The sequence below is a fragment of the Sphingomonas sp. SFZ2018-12 genome, assembly GCF_022496715.1.
Classification (GTDB): domain Bacteria; phylum Pseudomonadota; class Alphaproteobacteria; order Sphingomonadales; family Sphingomonadaceae; genus Sphingomonas.
Genome location: NZ_WTFM01000001.1, coordinates 700151 through 720517 on the forward strand (window position 1 = coordinate 700151; position 20367 = coordinate 720517).

General features: G+C 65.7%; 15 protein-coding genes. 5 read left to right on the forward strand and 10 right to left on the reverse strand.

What is annotated here, in order from left to right; translation table 11 throughout:
* Window positions 1-70: 70 nt before the first annotated feature.
* Window positions 71-4240, reverse strand: a complete 4170-nt coding sequence (rpoB, locus tag GO308_RS03335) for a DNA-directed RNA polymerase subunit beta (RefSeq protein WP_066482351.1) — start codon at window positions 4238-4240, stop codon at window positions 71-73.
* Between the two features lie 365 nt (window positions 4241-4605).
* Here rpoB and GO308_RS03340 point away from each other — a divergent pair, with 365 nt between their 5' ends.
* From GO308_RS03340 to GO308_RS03350, 3 genes are all read left to right on the forward strand, one after another.
* Complete coding sequence (locus tag GO308_RS03340; RefSeq protein WP_240883802.1) at window positions 4606-6024, forward strand: pitrilysin family protein; 1419 nt, start codon at window positions 4606-4608, stop codon at window positions 6022-6024.
* Complete coding sequence (locus GO308_RS03345) at window positions 6024-7436, forward strand: pitrilysin family protein (RefSeq protein ID WP_240883803.1); 1413 nt, start codon at window positions 6024-6026, stop codon at window positions 7434-7436. Before GO308_RS03340 ends, GO308_RS03345 begins: the two co-directional genes overlap by 1 nt.
* A 237-nt stretch (window positions 7437-7673) precedes the next feature.
* On the forward strand, window positions 7674-8918 hold the full coding sequence (locus GO308_RS03350) for a threonine synthase (RefSeq protein WP_240883804.1): 1245 nt from the start codon (window positions 7674-7676) through the stop codon (window positions 8916-8918).
* Window positions 8919-9040: 122 nt separating this feature from the next.
* Here the strand turns inward: GO308_RS03350 and GO308_RS03355 are convergent, their stop codons facing one another.
* From GO308_RS03355 to GO308_RS03365, 3 genes are read right to left on the reverse strand one after another with little or no spacing between them, the layout of a single operon-like run.
* Window positions 9041-10246 carry a DUF6596 domain-containing protein gene (locus GO308_RS03355; RefSeq protein WP_197417185.1) on the reverse strand — a complete coding sequence of 402 codons (1206 nt, stop codon included), beginning with the start codon at window positions 10244-10246 and terminating at the stop codon, window positions 9041-9043.
* Window positions 10247-10251: 5 nt separating this feature from the next.
* Entirely contained in the window at window positions 10252-10617 is a 366-nt protein-coding gene (locus tag GO308_RS03360) for a YciI family protein (RefSeq protein WP_066482340.1), read from the reverse strand.
* A gap of 59 nt (window positions 10618-10676) precedes the next feature.
* On the reverse strand, window positions 10677-11084 hold the full coding sequence (locus tag GO308_RS03365) for a YciI family protein (RefSeq protein WP_066547980.1): 408 nt from the start codon (window positions 11082-11084) through the stop codon (window positions 10677-10679).
* A 165-nt stretch (window positions 11085-11249) separates the two neighbouring features.
* Here GO308_RS03365 and GO308_RS03370 point away from each other — a divergent pair, with 165 nt between their 5' ends.
* Window positions 11250-11687, forward strand: coding sequence for a hypothetical protein (locus GO308_RS03370; RefSeq protein WP_240883805.1), 438 nt, complete (start codon window positions 11250-11252; stop codon window positions 11685-11687).
* Between the two features lie 85 nt (window positions 11688-11772).
* Window positions 11773-12765, forward strand: a complete 993-nt coding sequence (locus tag GO308_RS03375) for a hypothetical protein (RefSeq protein WP_240883806.1) — start codon at window positions 11773-11775, stop codon at window positions 12763-12765.
* Between the two features lie 105 nt (window positions 12766-12870).
* On the opposite strand, the gene rplL is transcribed toward GO308_RS03375, so the two are convergent.
* The 6 genes from rplL to uvrA all read right to left on the reverse strand — a co-directional run bounded on the left by rplL (window position 12871) and on the right by uvrA (window position 20204).
* Window positions 12871-13254 (reverse strand): 50S ribosomal protein L7/L12, encoded by a 384-nt coding sequence (rplL, locus tag GO308_RS03380; protein WP_066482330.1) that lies wholly within the window; start codon window positions 13252-13254, stop codon window positions 12871-12873.
* Between the two features lie 63 nt (window positions 13255-13317).
* On the reverse strand, window positions 13318-13839 hold the full coding sequence (gene rplJ / locus GO308_RS03385) for a 50S ribosomal protein L10 (RefSeq protein WP_066482327.1): 522 nt from the start codon (window positions 13837-13839) through the stop codon (window positions 13318-13320).
* A gap of 805 nt (window positions 13840-14644) precedes the next feature.
* Entirely contained in the window at window positions 14645-15349 is a 705-nt protein-coding gene (locus GO308_RS03390) for an SOS response-associated peptidase family protein (protein WP_240883807.1), read from the reverse strand.
* Between the two features lie 125 nt (window positions 15350-15474).
* Window positions 15475-16209, reverse strand: coding sequence for a thymidylate synthase (locus GO308_RS03395; protein ID WP_240883808.1), 735 nt, complete (start codon window positions 16207-16209; stop codon window positions 15475-15477).
* A 14-nt stretch (window positions 16210-16223) separates the two neighbouring features.
* Window positions 16224-16961 carry a hypothetical protein gene (locus tag GO308_RS03400; RefSeq protein ID WP_240883809.1) on the reverse strand — a complete coding sequence of 246 codons (738 nt, stop codon included), beginning with the start codon at window positions 16959-16961 and terminating at the stop codon, window positions 16224-16226.
* Between the two features lie 189 nt (window positions 16962-17150).
* A complete protein-coding gene (gene uvrA / locus GO308_RS03405) occupies window positions 17151-20204 on the reverse strand; it encodes an excinuclease ABC subunit UvrA (RefSeq protein ID WP_240883810.1) in 3054 nt (1017 codons plus the stop codon).
* Window positions 20205-20367 lie beyond the last annotated feature (163 nt).

Consider the following 20367-nt stretch of genomic DNA (forward strand, 5'->3'; position numbering starts at 1 on the left):
GGCGAGTCGGCGATTAGGCCCTCACCCCGACCCTCTCCCGCAAGCGGGAGAGGGGGATTGGTGGTGTCGGCTACTCCGCGGCGATCTGGACGCCGTCCTCGTCGAAGCCCAGTTCAGCGGTCTTCAACTCGACGTTCAGGCCCAGTGAGCGCATTTCCTTGACCAGCACGTTGAAGCTCTCCGGAATGCCGGCCTCGAAGGTGTCGTCGCCTTTGACGATCGCCTCGTAGACCTTGGTGCGCCCGACCACGTCGTCGGACTTCACCGTCAGCATTTCCTGGAGCGTGTACGCCGCGCCATAGGCCTGCAGCGCCCACACTTCCATTTCGCCGAAGCGCTGGCCGCCGAACTGCGCCTTGCCGCCCAGCGGCTGCTGGGTGACCAGGCTGTACGGCCCGATCGAACGCGCGTGGATCTTGTCATCCACCAGGTGGTGCAGCTTGAGCATGTAGATGATGCCCACCGTCACCTTGCGGTCGAACGCATCGCCCGTGCGGCCGTCATACAGGACCGACTGGCCCGACGTATCGAGCCCCGCCAGGTCCAGCATCGCCGACACGTCGCTTTCGCGCGCGCCATCGAACACCGGCGTGCCCATCGGAATGCCGGTGCGGACATTGTGCACCAGCTCCTCGATCTGCTCGGGCGTGCGCTGCTCGATCTCGCCGGCATAATGCTCGCCATAGACGGTCTTCAGCCGCTCGCGCACCGCGTCGGGCATCTGGCCCGCCGCCGCGTCGGGATTGGCCTCGCGCCAGTCCTCCAGCATCGTCGCGACCTGCATCCCCAGGTTGCGCGCCGCCCAGCCGAGATGCGTCTCGAAGATCTGGCCGACATTCATGCGGCTGGGCACGCCCAGCGGGTTGAGCACCAGGTCGACCGGCGTTCCGTCCTCCAGGAAGGGCATGTCCTCCTGCGGCAGGATGCGGCTGATCACGCCCTTGTTGCCGTGACGGCCGGCCATCTTGTCGCCCGGCTGCAGCTTGCGCTTCACCGCAACGAACACCTTGACCATCTTGAGCACGCCCGGCGGCAGCTCGTCGCCACGCTCCAGCTTCTCGCGGCGATCGTGGAACTTGTCCGTGATCTTCTTCGCCGCTTCGTCATACTGGGCCTTCACCGCTTCCAGGTTCGACTGCATCGCGTCGTCCTGCACGGCGAACTTCCACCATTCGTGGCGCTCGACCGAATCGAGCAGCTCGTCGGTGATCTCGACGCCCTTCTTCAGGCCCTTGGGTGCAGCCGTCGCGACCTGACCGATCAGCATCTCGCGCAGCCGCGACCAGGTCGCACGGTTCAGGATCGAACGCTCGTCGTCCGAATCCTTCTTCAGCCGCTCGATTTCCTCGCGCTCGATCGCCATCGCGCGCTCGTCCTTGTCGATGCCGTGACGGTTGAACACGCGCACTTCGACGACCGTCCCGGCGACGCCCGGCGGCAGGCGCAGCGACGTGTCGCGCACGTCGGACGCCTTTTCGCCGAAGATCGCACGAAGCAGCTTCTCTTCCGGGGTCATCGGCGATTCACCCTTGGGGGTGATCTTGCCGACCAAGATGTCGCCCGGCTCCACTTCGGCGCCGATATAGACGATGCCCGCCTCGTCGAGGTTGCGAAGCGCTTCCTCGCCGACATTGGGGATGTCGCGGGTGATGTCTTCCGGCCCCAGCTTGGTGTCGCGGGCCATGACCTCGAACTCCTCGATGTGGATCGAGGTGAAGACGTCGTCCTTCACGATCCGTTCGGAGATCAGGATCGAGTCTTCGTAGTTATAGCCATTCCACGGCATGAACGCGACGAGCGCGTTGCGACCGAGCGCCAGCTCGCCGAACTCGGTCGACGGGCCGTCGGCGATCACGTCGCCGGGATTGACCACGTCGCCCACCTTCACCAGCGGGCGCTGGTTGATGCAGGTGTTCTGGTTCGACCGCTGGAACTTCATCAGCGTGTAAATGTCGACGCCGCTTTCGGTGGCATCGACCTCACCCGTCGCGCGCACCACGATGCGGCTCGCGTCGACCTGGTCGACGATGCCGGCGCGGCGCGCCGAAATCGCAGCACCCGAATCGCGCGCCACGGTTTCTTCCATGCCGGTGCCGACGAACGGCGCTTCCGCCTTCACCAGCGGCACCGCCTGGCGCTGCATGTTCGAACCCATCAGCGCGCGGTTGGCGTCATCGTTTTCCAGAAACGGAATGAGCGACGCCGCAACCGACACCAGCTGCTTGGGGCTGACGTCCATCAGCGTGATCTGGTCGCGCATCGCCATCAGGAACTCGCCCGCCTGACGTGCGGAGACCAGCTCCTCGGCGAACGAGCCATCCGGATTGAGCTCGGCCGACGCCTGGGCGACCGTGTGCTTCTGCTCTTCCATCGCCGACAGATAGACGACGTCGTTGGTCACCTTGCCGTCGATCACCTTGCGGTACGGCGTTTCGATGAAGCCGTACTTGTTGACCCGGCTGAACGTCGCGAGGCTGTTGATCAGGCCGATGTTCGGACCTTCCGGCGTCTCGATCGGACAGATGCGGCCATAATGCGTCGGATGGACGTCGCGGACCTCGAAGCCTGCCCGTTCGCGGGTCAGGCCGCCCGGCCCGAGCGCCGAGACGCGGCGCTTGTGCGTGACTTCCGACAGCGGGTTGGTCTGGTCCATGAACTGCGACAGCTGCGACGATCCGAAGAACTCGCGCACCGCGGCGACCGCCGGCTTGGCATTGATCAGGTCGTTGGGCATGACGGTCGAGACATCGACTGACGACATGCGCTCCTTGACCGCGCGTTCCATGCGCAACAGGCCGACGCGATACTGGTTCTCCAGCAATTCACCGACCGAACGCACGCGGCGGTTGCCGAGATTGTCGATGTCGTCGACTTCGCCCTTGCCGTCCTTCAGGTTCACCAGCGTCTTGACGACTTCCAGGATATCCTCGGTGCGCAGCGTCGTCACCGTGTCCGGGCAGTCGAGGTCGAGGCGCATGTTGAGCTTGACGCGGCCCACCGCCGACAGATCGTAACGGTCGGGATCGAAGAACAGGCCCGCGAACAGCGATTCCGCAGTCTCCAGCGTCGGCGGCTCGCCGGGGCGCATGACGCGATAAATGTCCGACAGCGCCTGTTCGCGCTCTTCCGCCTTGTCGGCGGCCAGCGTGTTGCGGATCCACGGACCCGTCGTCACATGGTCGATGTCGAGCAGCTCGATCCGGTCGAGCCCGGCCTTGTCGAGCTTTTCCAGGTTTTCCGCCGACACTTCGTCGCCGGCCTCGATATAGATTTCGCCCGTCGCCTCGTTGATCAGGTCATAGGCCGAATAACGGCCATAGATTTCGTCGGTCGGGATCAACAACGTGGTCAGGCCGTCCTTCGCCGCCTTGTTCGCAGCGCGCGGGCTGATCTTCTGCCCCGCCGGGAACACGACTTCGCCCGAATTGGCGTCGACGATGTCGAACGTCGGCTTGGTGCCGCGCCAGTTTTCCGGCGCGAACGGGATCTGCCAGCCATTGGGCCCGCGCAGGAAGGTGACGCGGTTGTAGAAGTGGTTGAGGATCTCCTCGCCATTCAGCCCCAGCGCATAGAGCAAAGTCGTGACCGGCAGCTTGCGCTTGCGGTCGATGCGGACGTTGACGATGTCCTTGGCGTCGAACTCGAAATCGAGCCACGAGCCGCGATAGGGGATGACGCGCGCGGCGAACAGATACTTGCCCGACGCATGGGTCTTGCCGCGATCATGATCGAACAGCACGCCCGGCGAACGGTGCATCTGGCTGACGATCACGCGCTCGGTGCCGTTGACGATGAACGTGCCGTTCTCCGTCATCAGCGGCATGTCGCCCATGTAAACGTCCTGCTCCTTGATATCGAGCACCGAGCGGGCTTCGGTATCCGGATCGACCTCGAACACGATCAGGCGCAGCGTGACGCGCATCGGGGCGGCATAGGTGATGCCGCGCTGGCGGCATTCTTCCTGGTCGAACTTCGGCGGCTCGAGTTCGTAATTCACGAAATCAAGCTCGGCGGTGCCGGCGAAATCGCGGATCGGGAACACGCTGCGCAGCGTCTTTTCCAGGCCCGAGACATAGCCGATCGACGGGTCGGAGCGCAGGAACTGCTCGTAGCTTTCGCGCTGGACCTCGATCAGGTTCGGCATTTCCACGACTTCGTGGATGTCGCCGAAGACCTTGCGGATGCGGCGCTTCATCGTGCCGCCCTCGATCGCCTTGCTCTCGATTGCCTTGGTTGCCATGAAAAGGGGTCGCCTCTGGTTCGATCAAAAACAGGTCGAGCCCGCCAGTTGCGGCAAGGCTCGCACGCAGACGACGCCAAAAGGCCGCGTGCCACCCCGGCTGGGGCAAGACAGCGGCTTTCGGCGTCGTGTGAACCCGTGACCCATTCGTCCGATGCGCTGCGCGACGGCGCATCATTTCCCGATCAGCAGGTGAGCGCGGATATATGAACCGTGGCGCGGCTTGTCAAACCGGCGAGTGCGCCCTTCTGCCCGCGCACGGTCCCCGGCCGGGGCCAAACGTCCCTGCCGCCCGCAACCCCCCTTGGCGATCGCACAAAGCCGCTGTAGCATCTCGCTAACACAGCCGAATGGGGAGATCAGCCATGCGATTCCGAACTCTGGCGGCGAGCCTTGTGCTCGGCGTCGCAACGCTTGCGCCCGCCGCGCCGGCGCTGGCGCAGCAGGCGGCAGCCGCCCGCGTCGCGATCGATACGCAGTATTTCACGCTGCCCAACGGGCTGCGCGTGGTGATGTCGAAGGACAATATCGCGCCCACCGTCACGGTCGGCGTCTATTACGGCATCGGCTTCCGCATCGAACCGCGCGAGCGCACGGGCTTCGCGCATCTGTTCGAGCATCTGATGTTCCAGGGATCGGCCAACGCGCCCAAGGGCGTGTTCGACAGCACGATCACCAATTCCGGCGGGGTCAACAACGGGTCCACCCGGTTCGACTTCACCAACTATTTCGAAATCGTGCCCTCGAACGCGCTGGAGCGCATCCTGTGGCTGGAGGGCGACCGCATGGCGCGCCCGGTCATCAACGACGAAGTGCTCAAGAATCAGCAGGGCGTCGTCGGCAACGAGGTCAAGGTCAACGTCCTCAACCAGCCTTACAGCACCTGGCCGTGGATCGACCTGCCGATGCTGGCCAACACCAACTGGTACAACAGCCACAATTTCTACGGCGACCTGACCGAGATCGAAGCGGCGACGGTCGAGGACGCCAAGCAGTTCTTCGACGCCTTCTACCGCCCGTCCAACGCCGTGCTCGTCATCGCGGGCGACATCGATTACGCCGCGACCCGCGCGATGGTGCAGAAATATTTCGGCGCGATCCCTAAGAAGGACGCGGTCAAGCTGCCCGACATTTCCGAGCCGCGCCAGACCGAGGAGAAGGTGAAGAGCCGCGTCGACGCGCTGGCGCCAAAGCCCGGCTATGCCGCGGGCTATCACGTGCCTGCGCGCGGCACGCCCGAATGGTATGCCATGGGGCTGATCGACCAGATCCTCGTCCAAGGCGAGGACAGCCGGCTGTATCGCAAGCTTGTCCAGGAATCCGGCATCACCGGCGATATCTCCGGCGGCATCAACGCGCTGCTCGGCAACATGTACAATTACAACGGGCCGATGCTGTGGAGCTTCAGCCTCGTCCACGACGCGACGCACAAGCCCGAGGACGTGACCAAGGCGGTCGACGAAGTGATCGAGGCCCTGCGCACGACCAAGGTCGGCGCGGAGGAGCTGGCCCGCGCGCGGACCAAGGTGCGGTCGCAGCTCTACAGCCAGATCGACGGCGGCGGCCGCGTCGGCCTGATCGACCTGCTCGCGGTGCATGCGCTGTTCGACAACGATCCGTCCAGGGTCAACCAGATCGAGGCCGGCTTTGCCCAGGTGACCCCTGAGCTGATCCAGAAGACCGCGCAGGAATATCTGCGTCCGACCAACCGTTCGATCTACACGATCGTGCCTGGCGCCGCCGCAAAGGCGGCCGTCGCCACCCCCAATTCGGGAGCCAATTGATGACCCGCGCACGCACGCTGCTGGCCGGCCTGGCCGCCACCTGTCTGGTCGCGCCGGCGATCGCCCAGGACTATCCGCCGCCGCCCCCGATCGCCGCGCCCAAGCCGTTCAAGCTGCCCGCGACCGAGACCTTCCGGCTTTCCAACGGGATGCAGGTGACGCTGATCCCGTTCGGGGTCACGCCCAAGACGGTCGTGTCGCTGCGCATCTTTGCCGGCAACCTGAACGAGGGCGAGGATACCTGGATCGCCGACATCACCGGCGATCTCATCAAGGAAGGCGCTGGCGGCAAGTCGGCGGCAGACCTCGCCGCCACCGCCGCCAGCTTTGGCGGCGACCTGGGCGTCGGGGTCTCGCAGCAATCGACGGCGATCAGCATGAGCGTCCTGTCCGAGCATACCGCGCACGCGATCCAGCTGATCAGCGACGTCGCGCGCCGCCCGGACTTCCCCGCCGATGCCTTTGGCCGGGTCAAGGCGAACTGGCAGCGTCGCCTGGCGCTTACCCTGTCGCAGCCTCAGGCGCTGGCCGATGCGGCGCTGGCGCGCAGCTGGTACGGCGACCACCCCTATGGCCGCAATTTCCCGACCGCCGCGCGGTTGAACGGCTACACGCTCGACCAGGCCAAGGCATTCCACGCCGCCAATTACGGCGCGCGCCGGGCGCACCTCTATATCGCCGGGCGCTTCGATGCGGCGGCGGCAAAGGCCGCGATCCAGCAGGCGTTCGGCGATTGGGCGGCAGGGCCGGAGCGGCTGAGCCTGCCCCCCCGCGTCAATCCGGGGCCGCGCGTTCTGCTGATCGACCGCCCGAACGCACCGCAGTCGACGCTGCGGGTCGCATTCCCCGCGCCGGTGGCGGGATCGGCGGACGATATTCCGTTGCGCGTCACCAATGCGCTGCTCGGCGGCGCGTTCAGCTCGCGTATCACCCGCAACATCCGCGAGGAAAAGGGTTATACCTACTCCCCCGGATCGGGGATCGCGTTCCAGCCCGGCGACGCGCAATGGACCTTCGACGCCGACGTCACCACCGCCGTCACTGGCGCGTCGCTGACCGAGGTGTTCAAGGAAATCCGCACGCTGCAGACGACCGCACCGACGCCCGAGGAAGCAGCGGGCATCGCCACCTATATGGCCGGCATCTTCACCATCCAGAATTCGACCGCGCCCGCCGTGGTCGGCACGCTCGCCAACCGCGACACGCTCGGCCTGCCTGCGAACTGGCTGGAGAATTACGTGCCCGCGGTGCTGGCGGTGAAGGGCCCGGCAATGACGGCGGCGGCCAAGAAAGCCTTCCCGCTCGACAAGATGACGCTGGTCGTGGTCGGCGACCTCAAGACCGTCGAGCCCCAGGTCAAGGCGCTGCCGGAACTGAAGGGCTACAGCTTCGAAACCGTGACGGTGCCGTAAGGCGCTTGAGGCGGCCGGTGCGCGTGGACACCGGATCGAGTCCGGCATGACGCGGGGGAGGGGGAGCGGTCATTTGCTCCGCCTCCCCCCACCGCTTATTCCGCCAATCTGCGAACCTTGCCTCCCAACTCGTCACCCCGGACTTGATCCGGGGTCCATACGCACCGCGGCCTCCGTCTGCGCATAGACCGCACCCCCCCCTTGACCTCGACCCGATGTGAGGGAACGAGGGCCCACATGACCGCATCCACCTTCGCCAACCTCACCGCCGATCGCCCCGGCTTCGTCACCCATCTCGAATGTTCGATGACGGGTGAGCGCTACGAAGCCGACACGATCCAGGGTCTGTCGCGCGTCGGCCGGCCGCTGCTGGTCCGCTACGATCTCGACGGCGTCCGCGGCGCGCTCGGCCGTGATACGCTGGCGGGGCGGCCCGCTGACCTGTGGAAATGGCGCGAGCTGCTCCCCGTCCGCCGTGCCGAGCACATCGTCAGCCTGGGCGAACAGGCGACGCCGCTCATCGCGCTCGACCGCATCGGTGACACGCTCGCCGCACGACCGCCGCTGGTCAAGGACGAGGGGCGGCTGCCGACCGGATCGTTCAAGGCGCGCGGGCTGGTGATGGCGATTTCGATGGCCAAGGCGCTGGGGGTGCGCACCATCGCCATGCCCACCAACGGCAATGCCGGTGCCGCCGCCGCCGCCTATGCGACCCGCGCGGGTATCGAAACGATCATCTTCTGTCCCGACGACACGCCCGAGATCAATGTGCGCGAGATCGCCGCACAGGGCGCGCGGGTCTATCGCGTCAACGGGCTGATCGACGATTGCGGCAAGATCGTCGCCGAAGGCTGCAAGACCAATGGCTGGTACGACCTGTCGACGCTCAAGGAACCCTATCGGATCGAGGGCAAGAAGACGATGGGGCTGGAGCTGGCCGAACAGCTCGACTGGGAGTTGCCCGACGCGATCTTCTATCCGACCGGCGGCGGCACCGGCCTGATCGGCATGTGGAAGGCGTTCGACGAACTGGAGGCGATCGGGCTGATCGGGTCCAAGCGTCCGCGCATGTTCGCGGTCCAGGCCTCGGGCTGCGCGCCGATTGTGCGCGCCTATGAAGCCGGCGATCGCCATGCCGAACGCTGGGAGGACGCGCACACCATCGCCGCCGGCATCCGCGTGCCGCGCGCGGTGGGGGACTTCCTGATCCTCGATGCGGTGCGCGCCAGCGGCGGCGCGGCGGTTGCGGTCGGCGATCCCGCGATCCTGGCCGCCGTCGACGAAGCTGCGCGCGACGGCGTGCTGCTGTGCCCGGAGGGCGGCGCGACGCTGGCCGCGTACAAACAGGCGCTGGCCGACCGCGTGATCGGCCGCGACGACCGGGTGGTGCTGTTCAACTGCGCAACCGGGCTGAAATACCCGATGCCGGACAATTCGCGCACGCTGGACCGGCACGGCCCGATCAACCTGGCGGCGCTTTGAGGTTCGGCCTAACGCCCGAAATCCGTTCGCTTCGAGCGAAGTCGAGAAGCGGCTTCCCGAGCGCCCGTGCCACGTTTCTCGACTTCGCTCGAAACGAACGGCATTCGTAAGGTTCGCCGTCGTTAGCCGCGCGCCAGAAACGCACGCACCGCAGGATCCTCGGTCAGCCCGATCGCCCGTTGGCGCGCCTCGACGGCCTGCGCCACCCAGCCCAACCGGTCGAGCGCGTGCATCCGCGTCACCCAATAGGGCTGATAGGCCGCCACCCGGTCCGCCGGCAGTGCGTCGAGTGCCGCGAGCGCCGCATCTGGCGAGCCCGCCTCGGCCAGCACGGCGGCGCGGCTGACCATCACCCCCAGGCTGGGCACATGCCGGGCCAGCAAATCATAGAGCGTGACCAGTGCATCCCATTGTGTGACCCCGGTGACCGCGCGGGCGCTGTGGACCGACTGGATCGCGGCTTCGCATTGGTAGCGCCCGAACTGGTGCGCCATCGCCGCGTTGGTCAGCAGGGCTTCCGCCTCGATAATCATCTCGCGGTCCCACAGTCGCATGTCCTGCTCACCCAGCGGCACGAACGCTCCCTCTGGCCCGCGCCGCGCCGCCCTGCGCGCTTCGCAGTAAAGCATCAGCGCCAGCAGCCCCTTGGGTTCGGGTTCTCCGGGCAGCAGATCGACGATCAGCCGGGCGAGGAAAATCGCTTCCGTCGTCAGACCGCGCACGCCCTCGTCAGCACCGGGCAGCGCGTCCCAGCCGGTGCCATAGGCGGCGTATATCGCGTCCAGCACGTCGGCCAGGCGAGGGGCGAGTGCGTCGGGATCCGGCGTCTCGAAGCGCAGCCCGGCATCGCGGATCTTGGCCTTCGCACGCACCAGCCGCTGGCCCATGGCTGCGGGCGCAACCAGGAACGCGGCCGCAATTCGCGCGGCGTCGAGGCCGAGCACCGTCTGCAGCATCAACGGCGTGCGCACCCCCGCATCGATCGCTGGGTGGGCGCAGACGAACAGCAGCTTCAACCGCTCGTCGGGAAATTCGGCAGGGTCGCGCATTTCGGCTTCCTCCTGCAGCAGCGCGATCGCCTGGGCCGCATCGGCGCGGACCCGCGTGGCGCGTGCGCCATGCCCGATCACGCGCCGGGCAGCGGTCAGCAGCCACGCCTCCGGACGGTCGGGGACGCCGCGCACGGGCCAGGTGGCCAGCGCGGCGGCAAAGGCATCGGCCAGCGCATCCTCCGCCGCCGCGACATCGCGGGACCGGCTGGCGACCAGCGCCACCAGCCGCCCATAGGACGCGCGCGCCGCTGCCTCGGCTGCCCGGCGCGCGTCCATCCCGATCAGGCCGGGTTGCCCGGCGGCGGCAGCACCGGGCGAACCTCGACCGATCCGGCTTCGGCCGCCGGCGATTTGGCCGCCCAGTCGAGCGCCGCGTCGAGATCGGCGACCTCGATCACGAAATAGCCGGCCAGTGCTTCCTTGGTGTCCGCGAACGGACCGTCCTGAACGATCCGCTGGCCGTCGCGCACCCGTACCGTCGTGGCGGTGTGCGGCGGTTGCAGGCCATCGCCGTTGACGATGATGCCCGCCGCGGCCAGCGCGCCGATATAGGCGTTCCACGCCCCCCAATAAGCGGGCGCGTGTTCGGGATGATCGCGCTTGGCGAAATCTTCGGCGGTTTCGGTGAACATGATCATGTACTGCATGGGGTGTTCCTTCGTCTTTCGGTAGCGTTCCAGATTTGGTTGGGCTGCGCCAGCGGCGATCAGCGCGGCGGCTGCATCGCAGGGGCGGGATAGGTCGCGCGAAGCTCGGCGCGGCCGCCGCGGCTGACGCTGGGGGCGAGCGCGGCCAGCCGTTCGGCGGTGGCGCGGTCGGGGGCGTCGATGACGAAATAGCCGCCGAGCACCGGGTCGGGGCCTGCGGTCCGTTCCGGCAGCGCGAGCGGGGCTCCGCCGCGGATCGCGTTCGCCTGTGCCAATGCGGCGGCGAACTTGGCGTAGGCCGCCCAATAGGCCTGGCCCGCGGCACCCGTGTCGCTGCGCAGCGCGAGGTCGGCGGGGGTTTCGTAGACGAAGATCGTATATTCCTCGGCCATGGCCGGGGCGGGCAGCACCGCGGTTGCCATCGCCAGCATCGGCAAGGCGAAGGGCAGGGTCAGCTTCAGTCGCATCGGATCGGCTCCATCAGGTCGATCAGCGAGATCATCCCCGCTGACATGACGATGAGCCGCAAGGCGACGGCATTTCGACATCGGCGGTCAAAAAAATTTGAGGGGCGGCTCGAAAAGCGGATTCGACCCGCGACAAGCGCGCGCATCGAAGGCTAAGGGGGACGCATGACCCGGTCCGCCACCGACGTGATGCACGACATCCTGTTTTCCGCCGTCACCGATGCGATCGTGGCGTTGAAGTCGGCGTCGAAGGGGCTGCCCAACAATCTGCTGCGCGACCTCAACGCAATTCACGCCAACACGACCCTCGCGGATCTTCCCCCCGAACTGCGCAGCGCGATCGACGCGTCGGTCAAGGCGGCGTTCGCGCGGCTGTTGAAGGAGGGCTATTCGGTGGCGCCGCGCCAGCCGGGGGCAAGCGCGCCACGCCCCGCCTCGCCGATTCCGTCGCGGGATCGTCCGCGCGGCGGCGGCAGGCCGCAGGGCAAACCAGGCGGTGCCGGCAAGCCGGGCGGTGCGGGCAAACCCGGCGGGCCGAGGGGCAACGGACCGGGTGCCGGTGGCCCTGCACGGCCGCGCCCGCCCAAACCGCCACGGGGCTGACGCATCGTCCATCGGTCGGGCAAGCTGCTCGCTTCGTCGCAGCGCCGGGAACGGAATTTGCCGATCGCGGCTTGTCGTTCCCGCTATGACCCAGTCAGCTTCAAAAGCTCGCCCGGCCATCGCGGCGTTGATCGCCGCGCTCGCCGCCTCGACCGCTCCGGCGGTTGCCCAGGATGCGCCGGCCACGCTGCCGCCGACGGTGACGACGGTGCCGGTCCCCGCACCCGCGCCGCCGACGGTGGTCGCGCCGCCGCTGCTGTCGACCCCGGCACCCGCGCCAACGGTCGCGCCGCCGCCGGTGATCCGGACCGCGCCCGCGCCGGATGCCGCGACGCCTGCCCCGGTGGACGCGACGCCGGCTGCGGCGCGGACGCGGTCGACCCCTGTCGAAGCGCCGAGCCGGACCGCGCGTCGCACCGCAACCGTCGAACCGCCGGCACCGCGCGAGGCGACGGCCGCGCCGACCGCTGTTGCACCCGCCGCAACCACCAACGAGGTCGTTCAGGCGAGCCCCGCTGAGCCGGTCGCGCCGGCCGTCAATGCGCCGGCCGCGACCGAGACCGACGTCGCACCGGCCGTGCCGAGCGCCTCTGCAACCAATGATTGGCTGTTGCCGCTGATCGGCGGTCTGGCGGTGCTGGTTGCCGGCGCGGCGTTCGTCATCGCCCGGCGGCGTCGTGCGCCCCGTGCCGCGGTTGCACCGATGCGGGCGCCCGTCGCCGTACCCGCCGCCCAGCCCATGCTTTCGCCGCATCCGGCCGCGACGCCGATGGCTGCGCTTCCGCTGGGTGAGGGGCCGGGCCGTTATGCGGCGCGGGCGGAGCAGGGGCCGACGCCCGACAATCCGTTCCTGACGCGCCGCAATCGCCTGCGCCGGGCGCGCTTCTACGACCGTCGCGAGCGGCTGGCGCTGGAGGCGGCGCAGCCGAGCCCGGTCGCGCCCGCGCCGGCACCCGTCATGCGCGACGCGCCCGCGGCACCGCGCCCCGCCGCCGCGCCGGCGCGCGCGGTCCCGCAGCCGGGGTTCCGGCCGCAGTTCGGGTGGCCGAATTCGCGCCCGGCGTTCGGGGATGCTTGATCACCCGACCCGGAACGCATGAAAAAGGGGGCGGACCCGCGAAGGTCCGCCCCCATTTTTTCGTCAGCCCGGCCGCGGGGCGCGCCCGCCGCCGGTCGATGAAGCTTACTTGACCTCGACGGTCGCGCCGGCTTCTTCGAGCTGCTTCTTGACCTTCTCGGCCTCGTCCTTCGACACGCCTTCCTTGACGGCCTTGGGCGCGCTTTCGACCAGCGTCTTGGCTTCGGTCAGGCCCAGGCCGGTAATGGCGCGGACTTCCTTGATGACGTTGATCTTCTTGCCACCGTCGCCGGTGAGGATCACGTCGAACTCGGTCTTTTCTTCGGCGGCAGGCGCACCCGCACCGGCGCCACCGGCGGCCGGGCCCGCAACCGCAACCGCAGCCGCGGCCGAAACGCCCCACTTTTCTTCCAGCATCTTCGACAGCTCGGCGGCTTCGAGGACGGTCAGTTCGCTCAGCTGGTCAACCAGCGCGTTCAGATCAGCCATTTCAATACTCCAGATTCGATAGGTTCAGTTCAGATAGTCAGGGTCGTCAAAGCGGGCGCGCAATCACGCCGCTTCCTTGTCCTTGTCCGCATAGGCCGCAAACACGCGGGCGAGCTGCGCCGCCGGTGCCTGCGTGACCGTGGCGAGCTTGGTCGCGGGGGCGACCAGCAGGCCGACGATCTTCGCGCGCAGTTCGTCGAGCGACGGCAGCGCGGCGAGTGCCTTCACGCCTTCGGCGTCGAGCAGCATGCTGCCCATCGCGCCGCCGACGATTTCGAGGCGATCGTTGGTCTTGGCGAAATCCGACACCACCTTGGCAGCGGCGACCGGATCGGCCGACGTCGCGAGACCGGTCGGGCCGGTCAGCAGGTCGGCGAGCACGGCATAATCCGTGCCCTCTGCGGCAATCTTGGCAAGGCGGTTCTTGGCGACCTTGTAGCTCGCGCCGGCGTCACGCATCTTGTTGCGGAGTTGCGTCGACTGGGCGACGGTCATCCCGAGGTTGCGGGTGACGACCACCACGCCGACCTCGCCAAAGGTGCGGTTCAGCTCGGCAACGGCGTCGGTCTTCTGGGAACGATCCATGCCGGTCTCCTCAATATGGGCCCGAAGGCCCGGTTACGCCGAGGGCCGGGCGGTTGCCCGACCCCCTCGTCCGTGAGGGGGCATGATCGTCAAACGGCCGGGGACTGAACGACAGGCCCGGAACGGCTGACCCGGCACGCGGGCGACGAGCGCCCACGAACCGGTGAATTTCATTTCCCCGTCTTGGCGGGAGATTAAGGCGGGGCGACCCCCACCACCCGCTGTCTCGGACGGACGCCGGCCGGGCACAGGCCCGATCGGCAAGCGCGGGCAGATACAGATCATCCCGGCGAAGTCAATCGAAAGGTGACACTAAGTTGACACTGTGCGTGACGGGCAAGCGACGAGGATGGGCGCCGGACCAAGGCGCGCCCGAGCGTGTCGAAGGGGCCGGGGTGATGGGTAGCGGGCGGGCCAGAAGCCATGTTCGGCGCTCAACGCCTGATCGCAGTCGTCCGGAAAGATGCGGCTGGCGATCGGGCGTCCGGCCGTCATGGCGTGGGGTGGGGCCGGGGCTGGAGGCGGGGGCGGTTTCGATCAGGGTGCCGTTGCGCGCGGCGGCGGGAGCGAGCGAAGCAAGCGCGGTCATCGCGGGTCCTCAATGCAACGGGCGCCGCAACGCCCCGACAGTGGACCGGACAGATATGCCGAAACGGGGAGAGTAGGACAGCCCCGCCGCCCAAGAGATTTGCGCACGCAAATCGCGCGGCCCGCGCGAGCGCGGGAGGCGAGGCCGGCCGGCGGGTGGCGAAGCCAACCCGTCCGACGAGGGGCGGGATTAACTCCCGCCCCGGCCCCCGCCAAACTACCGCGCCACCCGATCCACCCGCAACACCCCCGCCGGCAACGGCGCGATAAACTCCGCCGCCGGCACCACCCCCGCGATCCAATCACCCCAGCGCGCAGCAGGCAGCAGCACGACCTGGCGCGCATGATAGGGCGCGACATCGGGGCCGGGTTCACAGGTGAGCATGGTGAAGGCCTCCCCCACCGCGGCGTCGCGCCGCCACAGCCCGGCGACGCAGAAGAACGCATCCTCATGCGTGCCGCTGGCATAGGGATTGGGCCGGGCGGGGTCGGCGGCGGGGGCGAGGGTGAAGCACCATTTGTCCTTGCGCGCCTTGGCCTTCGGGAGTGGCGGCGCGGCGGGATCGGGCGCGGGATCGGTGAATTCATAGAAGCCGTCGAGCGGGATCAGGCAGCGCCCGCCGGTGGCGGTGTTGCCGAAGCGGCGGCCCTCGGATCGGAAGTTATAGAGCGGCTTGCCATTGGTGAGCGGCCAGCTCCAGCGGCGCATGATCAGTTCGGCGGGGGTGGTGCCGGGTTCGGGCGGGGGATCGGCGGGATCGGGCGCGGCGAGGCGGACGATCGGGCTCTTGTCCGTGATCCGCACGCTGGCGGTGGGCTCAAGATTGGGTAGCCCGTCGGGAAAGCGCAGCGGGATGCGGAGCTGGTGGAAATCCTGGCGCAGCAGCCCCAACGCCACCCGCCGCGCGGCTTCATTGCACATGGTAGAGAGGGTGAGGGATTGGGGAGACTGGATCAAGCGAAACGGACATGTATCTGGTCGGTGGCCGCAGACAGGACATAACTCGTGCCGCAAAGCCTTGGCTAGTTCGCGTTGATCGCTAAATTTCAAATTTGTGCATAGCCATCGACGTCGTCCGACAAGATATCTGATGCTGCCATCCGAATTATCTCGATTGGCTTACGACGTCGATTGTAGGTAAACGCTCGGCTGAAGTTCCACAGGATGCTCTCTTGTGCGATGGTAACTCCAGGGCGTGCCTTCGCAAACATGCTCGCAATTTCGCCATGAATGTTAAGGCAATGATAGAAATCAAACAATGCCACTTCAGCGAAATCACAACTTCTGAAATAAAACTTTGTAGAAAGTGATCCGCCTCGAAATTTGATATCTATAAATGAAAGACAAGGAACATAACCAGGTCGAAATGCATCTCGAATATCATTTGGATGAAACAAAACCATACCCAAATTCGACGATTGAGGTGCTTCACGAAATTGATTGACGACAATTTCAAACTGGTCGACCGGACTTAAGTCATTTGTACCTGGTTTCAAAAATGGATACCCGCGCAAACGACCGATATAACTCGGTTTTGTTATTGACCCAAAATGACGTTGATACGCTCGCAGCGCTTTTTGGTGCCCTTTTACAAGCTCAGGATGACTCTCGAGATCACGTACCAGGCACTTGAACATGTGAACATCATCAGGTGACAAGACTACCTTGCACAACAAATCTTGTACCTCAGCCATGTCGCTTTTGCGCACGCCCTTTTCTACAACGAGAGTGGCGCATTTCAGGTAGGCGCGAAGAAGGTTAGCCTCAGATACGACGTGCATCCCTAAGATTCCTGCTATACCTTGACTGGTATTCCATGTATTATGATGGTACATATCAACGTAAATGTTGATACAGCGATTGATATACCTCCAAACTTTAAGCACCGCACCATTTGTTGAAGATTTTCACGAGAAATAACCTGAAAAACCTGAAGGATATATACCTGCTGTATATCTTCATTTACTGCTAAATATGGAGAAGCAAGCCTAGGCACAACCTTTGAAGTAAACTTCTCATATCCCTCAATTATTTTATTTCTCTTACTATTGAGTGCGGGCTCATCGACTCTACTTAAAGTAAGGTCAGAAAAACGTCCAAATATGAGATATTCTATGAGCCCTGTTGATGCGATGGGTGGGACCCCGTATCCGTACCATGAAAAAATGCTGTTGAGCCCTTGGCGATGAGTGTAGATCAGATTTTGGCCGCGTAGATATACGACGACTACGCCAAAAGCCGTCGCCGTTAGCAAGAGCTGAATGATGCATATCAGCCGAAACTGGACGGACGAGGGATCGATACCCTTTCCCGTCAGCGAGTTGACCAATAGAGTCAACGAAACACCTGATAATGTTACCATACCTATTGCGAGGCCAAGTTTCTTTTCCCGCTGATCTTCATACCAATGAAAGCGATCTTTGGCGTAGTCGATCATTTTATAAAGGCGTGTTTGGACGAAGGCATCACTACACGAGCGCGTCCCAAACGTTCTATCGAGCTCAATCTCTCCGATATCGTCGAACGTTTTCATGATGTCCCTCGTGTCCTTGTATGAGCTTATTGCTCTGATTGCACCCGCTACTCCGGCGCCACAGTCTCCCGCGTCGCCCCCTTCACCCCAACAACCCCGCCAAATGCCGCCCCGTAAAGCTCCGCGGCTCCTTCACCACCGTCTCCGGCCGTTGACCTTCGGTCGCCTGCGGCCCGACTACGCCAGCGCTTACGCGCTGGCTTCACCCAGGACAGGCTCGTCCCCGCGCTGCTGTCGCAACATCGGTTTCAGATAGCGGCCCGTGAAGCTCGCCGGAACCTCGGCAACCTTTTCGGGCACCCCCACCGCAACAATCTCCCCGCCCTTGACGCCGCCTTCTGGCCCCAGGTCGATGATCCAGTCCGCCGTCTTGATGACGTCGAGATTATGTTCGATCACCACCACGGTATTGCCCTGTTCGACCAGCGCGTGGAGCACCTCCAGCAGCTTGCGGACATCCTCGAAATGCAGGCCCGTGGTGGGTTCATCGAGGATGTAGAGCGTCTGGCCGGTGGCGCGGCGGCTTAATTCCTTGGCGAGCTTGACCCGCTGGGCCTCGCCGCCCGACAGCGTCGTCGCCTGTTGCCCGACCTTGACATAGCCCAGCCCCACTTCGGCCAGCATCGCCATCTTGTCGCGGATCGGCGGCACCGCCTTGAAGAACTCGACCGCGTCCTCGACCGTCATGTCGAGCACGTCGGCGATCGACTTGCCCTTGAACTTCACCTCCAGCGTCTCACGATTGTAGCGCGCGCCGTGGCAGACATCGCAGGTCACATAGACGTCAGGGAGGAAGTGCATCTCGATCTTGAGCACGCCGTCGCCCTGGCATGCTTCGCACCGGCCGCCCTTGACGTTGAAGCTGAACCGGCCGGGCTTGTAGCCGCGCGCCTGGCTTTCGGGCAGGCCCGCGAACCAGTCGCGGATGTTGGTGAAGGCGCCGGTATAGGTCGCGGGGTTCGACCGCGGCGTGCGGCCGATCGGCGACTGGTCGATGTCGATCACCTTGTCGAGATGTTCGAGGCCGGTGATCCTGTCATGCTTGCCCGCCAGCATGCGCGCGCCGTTGAGCTGCCGTGCGGCGGCGGCATAGAGCGTGTCGATGGTGAAGCTGGACTTGCCCGATCCCGACACGCCGGTGATGCAGGTGAAGGTGCCGAGCGGGATCGCCGCGGTGACGCCGCGCAGATTGTTGGCGGTGGCGTTGTGGACGGTGAGCTTCTTGCCCGATCCCTTGCGCCGCTTCGCCGGCACGGGGATGGCGCGGGTGCCGTTGAGGTAATCGGCGGTGATGCTGTCCTTGCTCGCCAGCAATTCGGGGACGGTGCCCTGCGCGACGACGGTGCCGCCATGGACGCCCGCGCCCGGCCCCATGTCGATGACATAATCGGCGGTGCGGATCGCATCCTCATCATGCTCGACGACCAGCACGGTGTTGCCGAGATCGCGCAGGCGGCGCAGCGTGGCGAGCAGCATGTCGTTGTCGCGCTGGTGCAGGCCGATCGAGGGTTCGTCGAGGACATAGAGCACGCCCGACAGGCCCGAGCCGATCTGGGACGCGAGGCGGATGCGCTGGCTCTCGCCGCCGGACAGGGTGCCGGAGGTGCGGTCGAGGTTGAGATAGTCGAGCCCGACATTGTTGAGGAAGCCGAGGCGCTCGTCGATCTCCTTGAGGATCGCGCGGGCGATCTCAGTCTGTTGCGGGGTGAGGGCGGCGGGCAGCTGGGCGAACCAGGCGAGCGCGTCGACCACCGACAGGCGGGTGATGCTGGAAATGTCGCGCATGCCGACCTTGACCGCCAGCGCCTCGGGCTTGAGGCGGGCGCCGTGACACGTCTCGCACGGGTGGGCGGCCTGGTATTTCGACAGCTCCTCGCGCATCCACGCGCTCTCGGTCTGGAGCATGCGGCGGTTGAGGTTGCCGATGACGCCCTCGAACGGCTTCTTCACGTCGTACGACTTGCGGCCGTCGATGAAGGTGAGGGTGACGGGCTTGCCCCCCGTGCCGTGGAGGATGATGAGCCGGACCTCGCCGGGCAGGTCCCGCCACGGGGTGTCGAGGCTGAAGCCGAACTCGCGGGCGAGGCTGGCGAGCACCTGCATGTAATAGGGGCTGGGCGGGTTGGACTTGGCCCAGGGGACGACCGCCCCTTTCTTGAGGCTGAGGTCGTGATTGGGGACGACCAGGTCCTCGTCGAAGATCAGCTTCTCGCCCAGGCCGTCGCAGGTCGGGCAGGCGCCCTGGGGCGCGTTGAAGCTGAACAGGCGCGGCTCGATCTCCGCAATGGTGAAGCCCGAGACGGGGCAGGCGAATTTTTCGGAGAAGACGATGCGGTTGGGCGGGATGCCCGCGCCTTTCATCTTGCCGGGGTCGGGGGATCGGGTGCTCGCCTCTCCGTTCGTGTCGAGCGTCGTCGAGACACGTTTCTCGACTTCGCTCGAAACGAACGGGGTGGGGGCTTCGCGAACCGAGGTGGTCGCGCTTCCCCTCTCCCCTGAAAGGGAGAGGGAGTCCACCGTGCCGTCGACCAGGTCGACATAGGCCAGCCCCTCGGCGAGTTTGAGCGCGGTCTCGAAACTGTCGGCCAGGCGCGTCGCGATGTCCGGGCGGACGACGAGGCGGTCGACCACGACCTCGATGTCGTGCTTGAACTTCTTGTCGAGCGCGGGGGCGTCCTCGATCAGATGCTGCTCGCCGTCGATGCGCACGCGCTGAAAGCCCGCGCGCTGCCACTCGGCCAGCTCCTTGCGATACTCGCCCTTGCGCCCGCGCACGACCGGGGCGAGCAGCAGGATGCGCGTCCCCTCCGGCAGCGCGAGCACGCGATCGACCATCTGGCTGACCGTCTGCGCCGCGATCGGCAGGCCGGTGGCGGGCGAATAGGGCACGCCGACCCGCGCCCAAAGGAGCCGCATATAGTCGTAGATTTCGGTGACGGTCGCGACGGTCGAACGCGGGTTGCGGCTCGTCGTCTTCTGCTCGATCGAGATGGCGGGCGACAGCCCCTCGATATGATCGACGTCGGGCTTCTGCATCAGCTCGAGGAACTGGCGCGCATAGGCCGACAGCGATTCGACATAGCGCCGCTGCCCCTCGGCATAGATGGTGTCGAAGGCGAGGCTGGACTTGCCCGACCCCGACAGCCCGGTGATCACCGTCAGCGTGTCGCGCGGAATGTCGATGTCCACGCCCTTGAGATTATGCTCGCGCGCGCCGCGCACGGAAATAGTCGTAAGTGCCATGGGCGAGGGTTCTAGCTTTGTTCCGGAGGGGATTCCAGAGGGGAGATAGGGCGGGGCGGCCGGGGATGCGAGGGGGGCTTTGGGGGCTAGAAGTGAACGCACGATCGTGCGGCTTAAACCCGGTCTCGAAGAATAGGTGACAGAATCATGACACCTAGAACAT